Below are 14,029 nucleotides of genomic sequence, written 5' to 3' on the forward strand. Positions count from 1 at the left end.
AAGTCGCATAGCCAGTGGTTATCCAAACGAGCCTGGAAGGACGCGAATGTTCATGGACGAGAACAAGCGGGACAAGAAGCAGGGCCTCACCCTGCCGAAAGGCTTGGACTGCGAGGCATGCCGAAGCCGCCGCATTTGCCATTCGAACCTCCTGACCTCTGTCGCCCCTTCCCATCAGAGCGTGCACGGCCGCGGTATCATGCTGCCGCCGCTCGCATGCATGCACCAATAGCGAGCACACACCATGGTCCTTTCGCGCAGGAATGGGTTGTCGCAGGTCATCGGCGTAAAGCCACAGAAAATATGCCTTTTCGGAATGTTTGGCGGGGGTAATTTCGGTAATGACGCGTCGTTGGAAGCGTTCTTGCTTTTCTTGCGGGAAGCTCGGCCGGAGGCGGCTATCGCGTGCGTCTGTGTTGATCCAGATGCCATTGGTAAAGCGCATCAGATTGTCACAACACCAATCAGCGCCCCAGAGTTTTCCAATACCCTCCTGAGGTTCTGCAATAAAGTCAGCATGAGAATAATTGGAAGGCTAGCGAACTGGGGCCGGGCAATCAAATATGTCAGGCAATTCGACATCATAATTGTGCCAGGAACGTCAACGTTAAACGACTACGGCTCAGGTCCATTTGGAACATCCTACGGTCTGTTCCGCTGGGCTGCATCTGCGCGACTGTCGGGGGTGAAGTTCTGCTTTATTGGAACCGGCGCAGGTCCGATACTAAATTCTACCAGCCGCCGAATGTTGAGGTCTGCAGCGGCCTGGGCCTACTTCCGTTCGTTCCGCGATCAGGTCTCCAAGGATTTCTTATCGTCGCTCGGCATCGATACAAGTAGAGATCAAGTCTACCCAGATCTGGTGTTCAGACTGCCTACGCTATTGCCCGTGCGAGACAACACCGGAGGAAAACTGACGACAGTTGGGATTGGGCTCATGAACTACAACGGCTGGCGCGCAGGCGCGCGCTCAGGGTCGGATACCGCTATCTATGAAACCTATATCGAGAAGATGGGCCGTTTCGTCAACTCATTGCTGGATCGAGGCTACCGAGTGCGCCTTATTATCGGCGAAACCGTGGATATGCGGGCAGTCAGGGATATCGGCCGAATTGCTAAGGCGAGCGGATATGACCTGATCGACGGCACCCGCTTCACTCGGCGGGCTCGTCAGCTTGTCGCCGAGCCAATCAACTCCCTGCATGACGTCATGCGACAGATTGGCGACACTGACGTCGTTGTTGCCACCCGTTTTCATAACGTGGTTTGCGCTTTGAAGCTTGCTCTACCGACAATCTCCATAGGATACGAGGCCAAGAACGATGCGGTGATGACTGATTTCGGCCTCGGCGATTTTTGTCAATCCATAGAAAATCTCGACCTGGAGCTGTTGGAGACGCACCTCACGGAACTGTTAAAAGACAAGGAGCACTATCGCGCAGTCGTTCGGCGGCATCTCGATCATGTACTGTTTCGTGTAAAGGAGCACGAGCAGGAGTTGTTGTCCAAGATCCTTTGAAATTAAGCCGGGGCGCCAATTATTGCCTACTGAAATTTTGTGATCGCGCATTAAGTCGCGGCTTCAACCGCTCAGCAACTCCTGTGGATGCATTCGGTCAGCGGCCTCCGCCTTAAAAAATCTCCGAGCAGAACTGGGCTTCGTCAATCTCAGGGCCCGTTGAAAGACGCCAGCTTCGTTTCCAATTCGAATAGGGCAGCCATTCAACTAGCGATTTGGCCCAATCCGCGGCGCTCGGAGCGACCTGCCGCTCTTTCAGGCCCTTCAAGAGTTCCCGAGCGGCGTCCAGCCTTCCCATCACTGTCCATTTTATGGCCAAGCGCATCATTCTGGCACGCATACATTCCTTTTTGCTTCGGAAAGTCGGCTCGTCCCAACACTGAACCCCAAAGGCACATAAAATGTCAAAACGCTCAAGTAAGGTTCTTAACTGGTTCGCACCGAGCTGCTGGCTGGTAAGCGAATTCGCGTGCCAACGTGTGTAGACGAGTGGCGCGTGCAAATAGGCGAGCTTGCCACGCAGGACACTGTGCACGACTGCAGAAAAATCAAAATGGATCGGGGCATCGTTGAAGAAAACCGGGCTTTGCGCGCTGCCAGGAAAACGAACGAATAAATGATGATATGGCAACCAATTAATGCTTTCGTCTAGCATCTTTGCCGCGATCTCAATGCCTCCAAAAATACCTTGCTTCAACGGCAAATTCGCGCGATGGACCCTGTCCATGAAGATGTCATGGCAAAGAACGACTTCGATTTTTTCGTCGCGTTGAGCAATCTCCACGAAGCGCGAGATGCAATCGCTACGCATCAGGTCGTCTGCGCATAGAATCTTCACGTAAAGGGCCTCGGTGGGAACCGCACAAAGCGCCTTAGTCCAGTTTTCTCGCAGCGGAAGGAGGCTGTCATTGCGAATGGTAATCAGCTCAACACGCTCCGACCGAAAGCGATCGATGATTTGCGGCGTGTTGTCCGAGCTGCAATTGTCAACGATAACGTGTATAATGTTGTCATAGCTTTGCCGCTGAACAGATCTCATCGTAGCCTCGAGATACGCACCTCCGTTGTATACGGGCGTTACCACCGCAACGAGAGGTAGAGCTGGCGCCGAGCGGTGTGTCATAACGGTATCTTTTTCGTTTCGGACGGCGATATTGAATTGACCTACTCAGAAGCGAGAAGCCGACCTCAGCTTCTGTCGGTGGCTTCGTTTAAGATGAGGCGTTCAGCCCAGGACCTTTCTCATGGCAAACGGCTCCGATGCTCCGATCCGGGCTGCGCGCCACCTTGATGCCCTGTCGTCGATCTAGGCGCTGCCGATGACGGTGATATTCCCGGTGCGACGAACCAATCGGACAGGTATCGAGTCATAGGCACTTCAACATAAAGATAAACGAAAACTGAAACGCAGGTTACGGCCATGGGGGTCACGAACAACAGCACCGTGGCCAGCCGTGCCGAATTTCCGCTTTCGACAACGAGCTTTTCGGAGATGAGATCCACGAACCAGTGTGTCAGATAGATCGAGTAGGTGCATTTGGCGAGAAAGTTCAAAAATTTCGAGTCGTTGTAGATGCCAAGCTGCTCCAGAGTAACAAGCCCCAGCAACAGAAGCGACATCGGCACGCCGAGGGCGAGGACGCGAGGCAGCGCCGGCCAGAAGAACGGACGCAAGACTGCAGCCACAGCTCCGAAGGTGACTGCCGCCGCTGCGAGAATAACGACGCGGCGCTGCGGCATTTTGAAAAGGAACGGCCCAGAGCTGACAAGCGTGAAGATGAGGATGCCGAGGGCAAAATCGATCAGTATGGGATTGGTGTAAAATACGAAAATCGGGTTTTCAAATCTCGTTATTTTGCCAGCGCCTGCAAGGAGTACCGCAAATGCGGCGGAATAGAACACACCGTTTTTGGCGCTGGCAGTCTGAAAAGCCGCGATAATCAAGCTGAACTCGACGATGACCAGCAAGGTCCAGGTCGGATACAGGATCGGGTAGGGACCGTAGGGGACGAAGGCAAGCGACATGAAGAGTGCTGACAAGGGCGTCGAATGGTTATTCATCGCGTAGTTTTCGACAAGAAATGCGAGAACCGTGAAGCCCCAGTATAAAGGCACGATGCGAATGAGCCTCGTGCGCAAATAAGCACCTGCGGACGTGCCGTTGTTCCCGAGCACATGCGCAGTTAGAAAGCCGGCCAGAACCACGAACAGATCCGTTCCGAAACGGAAAATCTCCAAGACAGCCGGATGAATGTGGGCGGCGCCAACCACCGCGGCCATGTGGATGTAGGCGATGGCATAGGCGGATACGAGCCTCAAAAGCTGAGGATTGTGCCAGAACTTCCTTGCCTGAGCAGACCGGGCCGCGGCCGGAGAGTACTCAGCGTTGACCCTGGCCGTTATCGATGCCAGGCCGACCGTGCCGAGCGTTAAGAAGACCATGGCCCTATCCAATGAAGCCGCTACGGTGGCCTGTTTGCCCTCGATCGGCTTCGATCTCAATTTACCGGAGGCGAGCGGACCTGAGAATTGACCCAAACGGCGCATTGCTAATCCATTTGAGGAATATGGGGTCAATCGTTTCTGTTAGGCCGTCGAGCGCGGATTGGCACCCGGCCAGACACGAAGCCTTCAATCAGCGCGGCTTTGCGGCCGGTTTCGAGAAATCGGCAAGGTCGTTTCCTTCGGACGGTCTCCAGCCGCGGGACCTCTCCCCGAAATCGGCGTCAACCTGGACCATCAGTTCCAGGTATTTCCACGCGATCCACCGCCAGGAATAACTGCTTGCCCTGGCGTTGCCCTTGGTCACCAGGCACTCGCGCAAGGCTGGGGTGAGCATAAGGTGGCGGACCTTCTCGGCCCACGCATGGACATCGTCGGGATCGGCATAAAGAGCAGAGTCCCCACAGATTTCCGGGAGGCACGGCGAGCTCGATGCAATGACGGGACAGCCAGACGCCATCGCCTCGACCGCCGGGAGCCCGAAACCCTCGATGCGTGAGGGAAACAGGAAGCACAAAGCGCCCTCGAGCGCCTTCTTGAAGTCGTCATCGCCTATGCGGCCAAGCAAGACGATGTTGTCGGGCAGTTTCGCAACGTATCGCAGGATCGTGGCTTCGTCGACGTCGCCAGGCATCCACAGATCCAGACCCATGTCATCGAGGAGCGGGGCCAGCCGGGCGAGAAGCTCCAGGTTCTTGTATTCTTGGTCCCCCCGGCCAAGGCAGAGGACATATGGCCTACGCCTATCCACGGCCAGGGACGATTTCTTGGCATCCCATCTCCTGGCATGGTCGCTGCCGTTGTAGGTGACGACGATATTTTCCTCCGGTGCTATTCCGAACTTGATCAGGTGACTTCGCGCCAGCTGCGAGACCGTCGTGATACGAGCAGCCCGCCTGCCGAGCGCTGGGAGGATGAGGCGGTGCGCCCACCGGAAGCCTCTCGCATAGCTCAACGGCATCAGCCTCGTGTGCATGTCGTGGATGCAAGCGATTTGACGGCTAAGCATGACGGGAGCGAGGTTGCAGAAACTCAGCAATCCGCCAGGCACATGCCAGGGCAACTGCGCCTGAACCCAAAATTGAGGAAGTCGTGGTCTGTTGAATTCCGGAATGATGCGGACGGCGGTGGCCTTGAGGGGCAAGGGTTCGGTTAGCGGGCGTGGGATCACCAGATCCATTTCCAGGTCGCGACCAAGGGGATGACCTTCCGAAATGAGAGCGTCGAGAGCCATGGTCACTTCGCGAGCATAACGGGCTACTCCATTACGGCGAAGCGTCGTGAAGTCTCCGTTTATCGTCCAGCGTCGCCTCGCCGCCCCTTGGTCCCGTGACTTTCGCTCGGGTATACCAATCAGATATTTGGCGTCTTCGACAAGGGTTCCCGCCAGCTGTGTGCCGCTGTCGTGGCCATTCAACCGCCTTGATGACGGCGACTGCGTCGCATCGAATTCGGAATTACCCATAACCCTCTCCGGTCCGGCCGCACCTGTGGTCAGATTAGCATTCTCGGTCGCGCACGGCCCTCCAACGTTCGAGGTAGGTACAACACCGCCCTCGCCCGGCCGGATGAGGCTCCGCGCCAACAGGTGACCGAATGGCCGTAGTGACTGCGCCCCTATGGCCGCTCCACAGTGAAAGTCTCGGGGGTAAGGGCATGCCACGACGTTGGACGATCAATGGGCGCTTTCTTTCCCAGGCGACAACGGGCGTGCAACGTTATGCCTGTGAAATCGTCCGTTCGCTGGACTCGTTGATTGAGGAGCGGGTACCACTTGCTAGCGATCTCCAGCTCCGCCTGCTCTGTCCACCCGGATCCGGGGACGTCCCCCTCACGTCCATCGAACGCCGCGAGATCGGCGGCGCGCGCGGGCATGTTTGGGAGCAAGCGCGACTTCCCGTCGCTCTCGACGGCGGCGGTCTGCTCAGCCTCTGCAATACCGGGCCGCTGCTTGCCCACAAACATATCGTTTGTATTCATGACGCAAATGTCTGGAACGCGCCGCAGAGCTATTCCCTCGCCTTCAGAAGCCTTTACAGAACGCTGTTGCCTTGCCTCGGCAAGACTGCGTGGGGAATTTCGACTGTCTCCGATTTCTCGCTCGGTGAACTCATCCGCCAAGGCGTGATCCAGGCTCACCAGGCCCTCGTGGCCCCTAACGGCCATGAGCATGTCTTGCGTTGGAAGCCTGAACACTCGGCGCCGACACGGTTGGCGGCCTCCCGGGACACCATAGTCATGATCGGAAGTGCCGCACCCCACAAGAACGTAGACCTCGTCCTGAACATGGCTGACCGCCTTGGAGCAGTCGGGCTCAGGATAGCCATCGTCGGCATGTCGGAATCACGCGTTTATCGGTCAGGTTCTGCGCGCACGCAAGCGCGAAACATCCACTGGCTTGGCCGCGTTTCCGATGGCGAGTTGGCTGCTCTCCTTGAGGACTCGCTGTGCCTGGCCTTCCCATCGCTTACCGAAGGCTTCGGCCTCCCTGCGCTCGAGGCGATGGCTGTCGGCTGCCCCGTGGTGGTTTCCGACCGCGCAAGCCTGCCTGAGGTCTGCGCGAGCGCGGCCCTATACGCCTCTCCCGACAATCCGGAGGCATGGTTCGACAGCTTCATGCGACTTCATCGTTCTCAGGCGTTGCGAACGGAGATGGTGGCGAAGGGAAGGGCAAGAGCCTCAGCATACAGCTGGAGGGCGACGGCGTTGCTTTATCTCAACGCCATGGCGGCCGCCGACGGCCTCGACGCACAAACCAAGGGCGTCAGGGTGCGCGCGAACTCATATGATGTCGTGAAGTGACTGGACTGCCCCGATCGATTCCAGAATCGCGCGATCGAAGTTCTCTTCGGAAAAGCGCGCTGCATTGGCGGTGCAGGCACGGGGGGTGATAGCGTGGCTGTTTTCTTCGAAGCGCACGACCGCCGCCTTGAGAGACTCGATAGTCTGCGCCTTGAACAGCACCCCCGTCGGCTCGGCCGATGACCCCAGGCGCCGCACGATGTCAACCGCGCCGCCGCGGCCGAAGGCGATCAGCGGGGTCCCGCAGGCTTGCGCCTCGGCCAACGCGATGCCGAAGTCCTCGCAGCCCGCGAAGACCATCGCCTTGGCCCGCGCCAGCGTCTCTACATACTCTTGGCGGGGTAGAAAACCCGAAAACGAGATGTTGGGCCCAGCCAGCGATCGCAAGCTGGCGGATTGCTGTCCTTCGCCAACGACGACCAGCCGTCGCGACGGCATTTCGTTGAAGGCCCTGATGACCAGGTCGGTGCGCTTGTATGGGGCTAGGAAGGATGCCGAGACGTAGTAGTCATCCTTGTCCTCCACACACGGCAGTTCTCCTACGCAAATCGGCGGGAAGACGACACGCGCGTCGCGCCCGTAAATGTGCTGGATCCGGGAACGGACATAGTTCGAGTTCGCCAACATCAGGTCCGGACCATGCGCGGTCCTGGTATCCCACGTCCTCAGCCGGTGCAGCATGTATCGATAGAGAATTCCCTTGGGACCAAAGCCCAACCTTCCCTGCTGAAGATAGGAGAACTGCTCATCCCACGCATAGCGGACGGGGCTATGCACGTAACATAAATGCGGTTGATCCGGCCTGGTGATTACGCCGCGCGAAAATGCGGCCGAAGAGGAGATCACCGCATCGTAGCCTGTCACGTCGAACTGCTCGATCAGGAAAGGGCAAAAGAAGAAAAGAGATCGGTAGAACTTCCGCACCATGGGAATCCGGTTGGCTGCCGACGTATGGAATTCCACATCCCGGAAATATTGCTCTTTGACGTCGGCCGGCAGAAAATCGAAAAGCGTGAAGACTTCGGCATTCGGAAACTGCTTGCAGATTTGCGCAAGAACCCGCTCCCCTCCCCGGAAGTTGGGGCACCAGTCGTGAACCACCGCTATTCTCGCGTATCTGTCGACACTTCCCGGCGCGGTCGGCGGTTTCTCGATTGGCACCGCGAGCTTGGCGGCGATTGCCAGGTCGGAAGAACGTTCGTGGAGCATGGTTCCCCCCTGCCGCAGCCAGCAATCGCAATGCCGGCAGTCTCCCTTTCATGCCATGGCTCTTGCAAGTCCTCCGATCGGTTACAGGACGCTGCGGGGGCGGGCCGGCCTAATACTTTTGGTTGGAGACCGTCCGCCCGGAATACGCCAAAAGCCTATGCTCCGAGGTAACCTGGGGCTGTCCTTACCCTTTTATGCAGGCTGTCCAGATGTGTTCGCCGTCCTAGGGTCGGCGGACACCAAAACATGGACCTGGCATGAGACTGGCAGTGATTATCCCAACCCTAGGCCGCAGCGCGCAGGTTGCGCGCCTGCTCGGCTATTTGGGTAGCCAGAAAAGACTTCCCGATGAAGTCATATTGTCCGCGCCCGACGCCACACATGTTGAATTGCCGGCCAGTTGCCCCTTTCCTGTAAAATGTGTTTTCGGGCCGAGGGGGCTGACCGCACAGCGGAACACGGCTCTTGCGCCGTCGCTGGCGCGCTTCGACATCATCACATTCTTCGACGACGATTTCGTCCCATCGGCCGAATACCTGAAGCAGATCGAACAAGCCTTTATCACAAATGACGAATGGGCGGTGGTGATGGGCAGGGTCATCAAGGACGGGGCCGCCAACGCTGGCCTCACCTGGGAAGATGCCGAAGCCGCGCTGCGGGCAGCAGAGGGCACCCGCAGTGCCGGACCTTCGGCAATCGACCATGTGGGTGCATACGGATGTAACATGTCGGTCCGTTCCTCGCTTGTGGGTGATTTGCGTTTCGACGAGCGCCTCGTCCTGTATGGCTGGCAGGAGGACATCGACTTCACCAGCCAACTGAGATCCAAAGGCCGGGTGGTCTGCGTATCCTCGATCAGGGGAGTCCATCTGGGCATCAAGACAGGTCGCGTCAGCGGAGAGCGATTCGGCTACTCCCAGGTTGCTAATGCGATCTATCTGATCAAAAAGGGGTCCGTGCCGGCCTCTTTCGCGCTTCCCCTGATGCTCAGGAATATTGCAGCCAATCTGGCAAAGAGCCTGTGGCCCGAGCCGTATGTCGACCGTAGGGGCAGGCTCAGGGGTAACCTGCTCGCTATCCTGCACGTCGCGATTGGCCGAATCGAACCTGAGTACATCTTGAAAATCTGACGAAGGGGAAGACAATGCGCAAATGGGTTTTGACGATCGCTTCTGCGTCACTGGCCGCGGCGGTCGCCGGCGCCTTGCCTTCGGCGGCTGCCGAGTATCTGCTCGGACCCCAAGATAAGGTCAGGCTCAAGGTTTATGAATGGCGCGCATCACGTGATGTGATTTTCGAATGGACGGCTCTGAACGACGCTTTCGTCGTCGGTGCCGACGGCACGCTCTTCCTTCCGTTTGTCGGCCAGATACGCGCGCAGGGCACCGCTCCCGGCGACCTCGCCCGGGCCATCGGCGATCGCTTGATGCGGAACATGGGGCTCGGCCGCCAGCCCGATGTCGCTGTAGAAATTGTGCAGTACAGACCTTTTTACATCGTCGGCAACGTCAAGCAGCCCGGGGAGTTTCCTTATCGGCCCGGACTGACCGTGCTGCAGGCGGTGGGGATCGCGGGCGGCTTCCCTATACGCCAGGACGACATATCGCGGCTCGGGCGGGAAGTCATCTCAGGCCAGGGCGATGTGGGTTTACTGGCGCTGAACAATGTCAGCCTTCTTGCCCGCAAGGCGCGCCTTGAAGCCGAACTGGCCGGCAGCGAGGAGATCTCATTTCCTGCGGAATTGAACGACAGGGCTTCCAACCAAACCGTTGCATCGACAATGGACCAGGAGCGCAAAATCTTTGCGATCGGCAAGGACGCGCTGACGACGCAACTGCGTTCACTCCATGAACTCAGGGACTTCCTAGAAAAGGAACTGGATTCGCTGGGACAGCAACTGACATTCCACGACAAGCAGATCGAGCTTGTCCAGAAGGAGCTCGCGAGTGTTTCGACGCTTGTCGAGAAGGGACTGGCGGTTGCACCACGCGAGCTATCGCTTGAGGGGACGGTCGCGCAGATGCAAGGGGACAGGCTCGCTGCCGAGACCTCGCTGCTGCGCGTGAGGCAGGAGATCAGCAAGACCGACATCGAGATTCTCAACATCAGCAACCGGCACGCCAGCGAAGTCGCTGAAGGTTTGCGCGAAACCCAGCTGCAGCTCAACGAAGTCACCAGCAAGGCCGATACCGCGGTGCAGTTGCTGCACGAAACCGAGATTGCAGTCCCCGCCCTGCTCGCTCTGAGGCAACGCTCCGAAAGTGCCAAGCCAATCTTCAAGATCGTCCGGACAACGGATAGCAGCACCGCCGAACTTCCCGCCGAGGAGACGACAGCATTAGAACCCGGCGACACAGTGAAGGTCGAGATCCCGGCGCCGGACGCAGGTCTGGCTAGCATACCTACAGGCGGTAGCCTTCAGGCCGGGACGGTTCCGGTTCAGGGCATCAATTGATCAAGTCCGCGATCCGCCAGGGCAACTGACGTAGTTGGCTGATCGGTCCCCACCGCATCAGATCCTGTGACGCTCTCGATCGCCTCCATATGATCGGCTTGGCTTGTGCCCTGAAACCACGGCCGCCGAAGCCATTCAGGAAGATCAGGAAGATGAAGCAAGACTCGGCACTCAAGCCGACCGTCTAGGCAATGCTCGCAGCACTTGCCTTGCTCTTTGAGGCCGCATATCAGTGAGCACCGTGGGCCCTCAGGCCCCGGACGGAACCTTGTGCCGCAGTGAGTTGATCCGTCCTGCCACTGGAGATGTCGGTGCTCATGACACTAATCGCCCTGGCGGCTGCGGGCGCTCTGATAGGCCTGCGGTTCAAGGTTTCCGCACTTCTCGCAGCCACCGCCCTGCTTGCGATTGGAAGCTTGGCCTGGAACGGCTTTGGATTTCCGGGCCATGTGAGCGTCCTCAAATTCCTGATCCTGGCATTCGTGTTGGCAGGCGCGTACATCATCGGGGTGCTTCTGTCCGTCCGCTGGAGGCAAACCGCAGAGTGACGCGTCAGGGGGTTAGGAGGTCCTGTCGAAGCGCATCACCGCGAAGACGGTCCTGAACAGGATCGCGATGTCGGACCAGACAGACCAGTTCCGAACATAGTGGCTGTCCAGCGCCACGCGCGTGGCATAGTCCACGCTGCTTCTTCCGCTCACCTGCCAAAGACCGGTCAGTCCCGGCCTGGCGCGGAGATAGTCCGCTACGTGGTCGCCGTAAAGCTGGAGCTCTTCCTTCACGACCGGCCTCGGCCCCACGCAACTCATGTCGCCACGGACAATGTTGTAGAGCTGGGGGAGTTCATCGAGGCTTGACCTTCGCAGCATTCGCCCGAGGAACGTCACGCGCGGGTCGTTCCTGATCTTGTGGGTCTTCTCCCACTCCATTCTGATGTCGGGATTGGCTTCGAGGCAGGCTGTCAGAACGGCTTCCGAATTGGCGACCATCGAACGGAACTTATAGCAGTTGAACGGTCTTCCGCCGAGGCCGACCCGGCTGTGCGGGAACACCGCCGGGCCGCCTGTCGTGATCCTGATGAGCAGGGCAACAGCAACCATTACCGGCGCGGCCATGACAAGCGCCGTGACCGCTATGATCAAATCCAGGATTCGCTTCAGAAGACCTCCCACGGGAGGATTCATAGAGCCTGCCCTGATGGCGGGCGACAAGTCGATCAACAACACCCCGCCACTGTCGTGGTCGGGAGCCGAAACAACATGCAGGACCGCTCGGTTGTCGACTGCCACCGGAACGGATGGCTGGCCCCAACTCGAGGGTGCGAGATGTGACTGCTTCTCGAAGGCGTTTGTCATGACGATCATTGTTTCGAATTGTTTGACTATGACACTTTCCCAATCTGGGGGACGCTCGGCAAGAAAGGCAAAGGAGGTAGCGCTGCGCGCCCCACCCTAAACTTAATGCCGAGGCATGATCCCGAACGTCTTCCACGCTTTCGAGGACGCATCTGCCCTTTTCATGTCGTGCGGTGTTTGGATGTCATCGCCCGAGCGTTCGCCAAAAGGGCTCCAAGCACATGCGCCCTGCTGGCCTGCAACGCTCTGACAAGGTCCCGCAGCGTTTCGGAATGCGTCTTGCCCCATTCCGCAACGATGACGACACCGTCCAGAACGGACCCGACCATCAGTTCGTCGGCTCCCGAGGCCAGTGTCGGCAGGTCAACGATGACAACGTCGTAGGCGCCAAGTTCGCGATCGGCGAGACCAAAAGCGGTAACCTCCGAGAGGAACGCCTCCATGTTGCGTGGCGTCAACAAGTCGGTGCCCTCCACCACGGAACTGCGAAGCAGGTCGAACGGCCGGCCTGGTGCGCGCACGATGCTTAGCCGGATCGGGTCCTGGCACAGTCTGTCGTAGACAACCGAGCGGCCGAGCAGCCGCATGGTGGTAACCGATCGCCGGACATCGGCGTCGATCACCAGCGTCTTTAGACCGGACATCGAGTAAAGCGTGGCGAGATTGCTGATGACGGAACTCTTGGGACTGCCGTTGGATACGGCGGTCAACCCGAGGAATTTGACCTGATGGTTGGTTTCCGCAAGGCTGATCTCGGCCCGTGCCTTTCTGAGACACTGGCTGTATCGCGAGTAGGGACGTCTCTTGACCTCGTCAATGTGGCCGGATTCCATTCGCTTGCTCGTCAAAGGCAACTCTCCGAGGCACTCGATGCCGAGGTTCTCCCTGATGTGCCGCGGCGACCTGACGGTCCAATCGAGCGTGTGCCTCACAAACGAAATCCCGATGCCGACAATGAGCCCGGCAATCGCGGCGAAGGCAAGGACTAGTTTCGGCCTTGGAGCGCTCGGATAAAGCGGCGCTGTCGCGGCCGTGATCACCCTCGCGTCGGCCACCGGATACGATTGCTGGCTCACCGAGTTGGTGTAGGCCTGGAGGAAGCTTTCGTACATCTTCTGATAGGTTTCGGCGGTCACCTCGAGCTCTTCGAGCGTCGGCACGGCGTTGACGCCGTCCGTGGCATTGGCCTCTTCATTGTTGGCCTCCTTGCCGACACTGTAGTCGTGCCGAGAACGGAACTCCTGAGCCTTCGCCATGGCCGCGTTCATTTGCGCACGAAGCTGCTGAAGACGCTTCTCGAGCCACGCGCCACCTTCCCGTGCCGCGTCGGCCTTGGTTTCGATCTGTTCATGCACAAAGGCATCGGCCGTGGCGTTGGCAATGTTGGATGCGCCCTCGGGATCAACGGAGGTGAAGGAAATGTCTATCGCGTAGGAAACACCGACCCTGCGGATATCGAGGCCGTCGCGGAAACTCGACATTGTGTGGCGGAATTTTTGATAGTCGCTCAGTGATGCGGCGGGTTCTGGCATGCCCAAGCCGAAATACTCCCACAGCGAGGTCAGCCTGGCGCTTTTTTGGGCTCCCAAAGCGTCAGCCAGGACCATTTTTATTTTTCTGAATGCCTCCGGTAAAATCGGCGCGTGTGGACGATTGAACTTAGGGTCTTCGACGAGTTTCAGCTGCTCAATGACCATCGCCGCGATTTTTTCCGACTGCATCACTGCGATCTGGCTTTCCACCTGCGCGGTGTCCAATGACAGGTTTACTTCTCCGCCCTCCTGTAGATGTTGCGGCACTTTCGGCTCGATCAGGATCTGCGCACTGGCGGTAAACACTGGGTCGGTGGTCGAGTTGTAGAACCAGGCCACCAAGAGGGCGGCGCCAAGGCAGGCAATGATCGTTCTGAGGTAACGCCGCAAAAATCCGGTTATATCAGCGAGGCCGATAAACTCCTGGCTGATGGCACCCTGCTTGTTCGTTGTCGCAGGCCAATGATGAGGCAACATGCGGTCCATTCAACTTCTCCTGCAGGCGTGCGGGAAACTCCGGCGCACGCCATCCTGACGCAGGCGAAACATGGTGTCCGGCCGATGTCTGGTGGAAAGCTGCGGCCCCGCGATCCCAGATTGCCCCAAAAGACTATCCCGGCGGTGCGGAAGGTAAACGCCGCCAATTGGCGTATGC

At 58.4% G+C, this 14,029-nt stretch carries 11 protein-coding genes; 5 read left to right on the plus strand and 6 right to left on the minus strand.

What is annotated here, in order from left to right:
• Positions 1–268 precede the first annotated feature (268 nt).
• Entirely contained in the window at positions 269–1,519 is a 1,251-nt protein-coding gene (locus tag FJ934_RS23205; protein ID WP_181165737.1) for a polysaccharide pyruvyl transferase family protein, read from the plus strand.
• Positions 1,520–1,631: 112 nt separating this feature from the next.
• Here the strand turns inward: FJ934_RS23205 and FJ934_RS23210 are convergent, their stop codons facing one another.
• From FJ934_RS23210 to FJ934_RS23220, 3 genes are all read right to left on the minus strand, one after another.
• On the minus strand, positions 1,632–2,642 hold the full coding sequence (locus FJ934_RS23210; RefSeq protein ID WP_140612773.1) for a glycosyltransferase family A protein: 1,011 nt from the start codon (positions 2,640–2,642) through the stop codon (positions 1,632–1,634).
• Positions 2,643–2,761: 119 nt separating this feature from the next.
• A complete protein-coding gene (locus FJ934_RS23215; RefSeq protein ID WP_140612774.1) occupies positions 2,762–4,066 on the minus strand; it encodes an acyltransferase in 1,305 nt (434 codons plus the stop codon).
• A gap of 88 nt (positions 4,067–4,154) precedes the next feature.
• A complete protein-coding gene (locus FJ934_RS23220) occupies positions 4,155–5,486 on the minus strand; it encodes a glycosyltransferase family 1 protein (protein ID WP_140612775.1) in 1,332 nt (443 codons plus the stop codon).
• Between the two features lie 245 nt (positions 5,487–5,731).
• On the opposite strand from FJ934_RS23220, the gene FJ934_RS23225 reads away from it, so the two are divergent.
• A complete protein-coding gene (locus tag FJ934_RS23225) occupies positions 5,732–6,823 on the plus strand; it encodes a glycosyltransferase family 1 protein (protein ID WP_348642502.1) in 1,092 nt (363 codons plus the stop codon).
• Here the strand turns inward: FJ934_RS23225 and FJ934_RS23230 are convergent.
• Positions 6,803–8,032 carry a glycosyltransferase gene (locus FJ934_RS23230; protein WP_140612777.1) on the minus strand — a complete coding sequence of 410 codons (1,230 nt, stop codon included), beginning with the start codon at positions 8,030–8,032 and terminating at the stop codon, positions 6,803–6,805. The two genes, FJ934_RS23225 and FJ934_RS23230, sit on opposite strands and share 21 nt — an antisense overlap.
• Positions 8,033–8,289: 257 nt before the next feature.
• On the opposite strand from FJ934_RS23230, the gene FJ934_RS23235 reads away from it, so the two are divergent.
• From FJ934_RS23235 to FJ934_RS23245, 3 genes are all read left to right on the plus strand, one after another.
• On the plus strand, positions 8,290–9,162 hold the full coding sequence (locus tag FJ934_RS23235) for a glycosyltransferase (RefSeq protein WP_140612778.1): 873 nt from the start codon (positions 8,290–8,292) through the stop codon (positions 9,160–9,162).
• 14 nt (positions 9,163–9,176) lie between these two features.
• Positions 9,177–10,487 carry a polysaccharide biosynthesis/export family protein gene (locus FJ934_RS23240; protein ID WP_140612779.1) on the plus strand — a complete coding sequence of 437 codons (1,311 nt, stop codon included), beginning with the start codon at positions 9,177–9,179 and terminating at the stop codon, positions 10,485–10,487.
• 317 nt (positions 10,488–10,804) lie between these two features.
• On the plus strand, positions 10,805–11,035 hold the full coding sequence (locus FJ934_RS23245) for a hypothetical protein (RefSeq protein ID WP_140612780.1): 231 nt from the start codon (positions 10,805–10,807) through the stop codon (positions 11,033–11,035).
• A gap of 12 nt (positions 11,036–11,047) precedes the next feature.
• Here the strand turns inward: FJ934_RS23245 and FJ934_RS23250 are convergent, their stop codons facing one another.
• Both FJ934_RS23250 and FJ934_RS23255 read right to left on the minus strand, forming a co-directional pair.
• Positions 11,048–11,671 carry a sugar transferase gene (locus FJ934_RS23250; RefSeq protein ID WP_140612791.1) on the minus strand — a complete coding sequence of 208 codons (624 nt, stop codon included), beginning with the start codon at positions 11,669–11,671 and terminating at the stop codon, positions 11,048–11,050.
• A gap of 332 nt (positions 11,672–12,003) precedes the next feature.
• Positions 12,004–13,860 carry a GNVR domain-containing protein gene (locus FJ934_RS23255; RefSeq protein ID WP_140612781.1) on the minus strand — a complete coding sequence of 619 codons (1,857 nt, stop codon included), beginning with the start codon at positions 13,858–13,860 and terminating at the stop codon, positions 12,004–12,006.
• Between the last annotated feature and the right edge of the window lie 169 nt (positions 13,861–14,029).

It is taken from the genome of Mesorhizobium sp. B2-4-12 (assembly GCF_006441575.1).
Lineage (GTDB): Bacteria > Pseudomonadota > Alphaproteobacteria > Rhizobiales > Rhizobiaceae > Mesorhizobium.

What these genes read in the sequence shown, in the direction of transcription:
- FJ934_RS23210 (WP_140612773.1), bottom strand. Translation starts at nt 2,642, where the DNA reads ATGACACACCGCTCGGCGCCAGCTCTACCTCTCGTTGCGGTGGTAACG.
- FJ934_RS23215 (WP_140612774.1), bottom strand. Translation starts at nt 4,066, where the DNA reads ATGCGCCGTTTGGGTCAATTCTCAGGTCCGCTCGCCTCCGGTAAATTG.
- FJ934_RS23220 (WP_140612775.1), bottom strand. Translation starts at nt 5,486, where the DNA reads ATGGGTAATTCCGAATTCGATGCGACGCAGTCGCCGTCATCAAGGCGG.
- FJ934_RS23230 (WP_140612777.1), bottom strand. Translation starts at nt 8,032, where the DNA reads ATGCTCCACGAACGTTCTTCCGACCTGGCAATCGCCGCCAAGCTCGCG.
- FJ934_RS23235 (WP_140612778.1), top strand. Translation starts at nt 8,290, where the DNA reads ATGAGACTGGCAGTGATTATCCCAACCCTAGGCCGCAGCGCGCAGGTT.
- FJ934_RS23240 (WP_140612779.1), top strand. Translation starts at nt 9,177, where the DNA reads ATGCGCAAATGGGTTTTGACGATCGCTTCTGCGTCACTGGCCGCGGCG.
- FJ934_RS23245 (WP_140612780.1), top strand. Translation starts at nt 10,805, where the DNA reads ATGACACTAATCGCCCTGGCGGCTGCGGGCGCTCTGATAGGCCTGCGG.
- FJ934_RS23250 (WP_140612791.1), bottom strand. Translation starts at nt 11,671, where the DNA reads ATGAATCCTCCCGTGGGAGGTCTTCTGAAGCGAATCCTGGATTTGATC.
- FJ934_RS23255 (WP_140612781.1), bottom strand. Translation starts at nt 13,860, where the DNA reads ATGGACCGCATGTTGCCTCATCATTGGCCTGCGACAACGAACAAGCAG.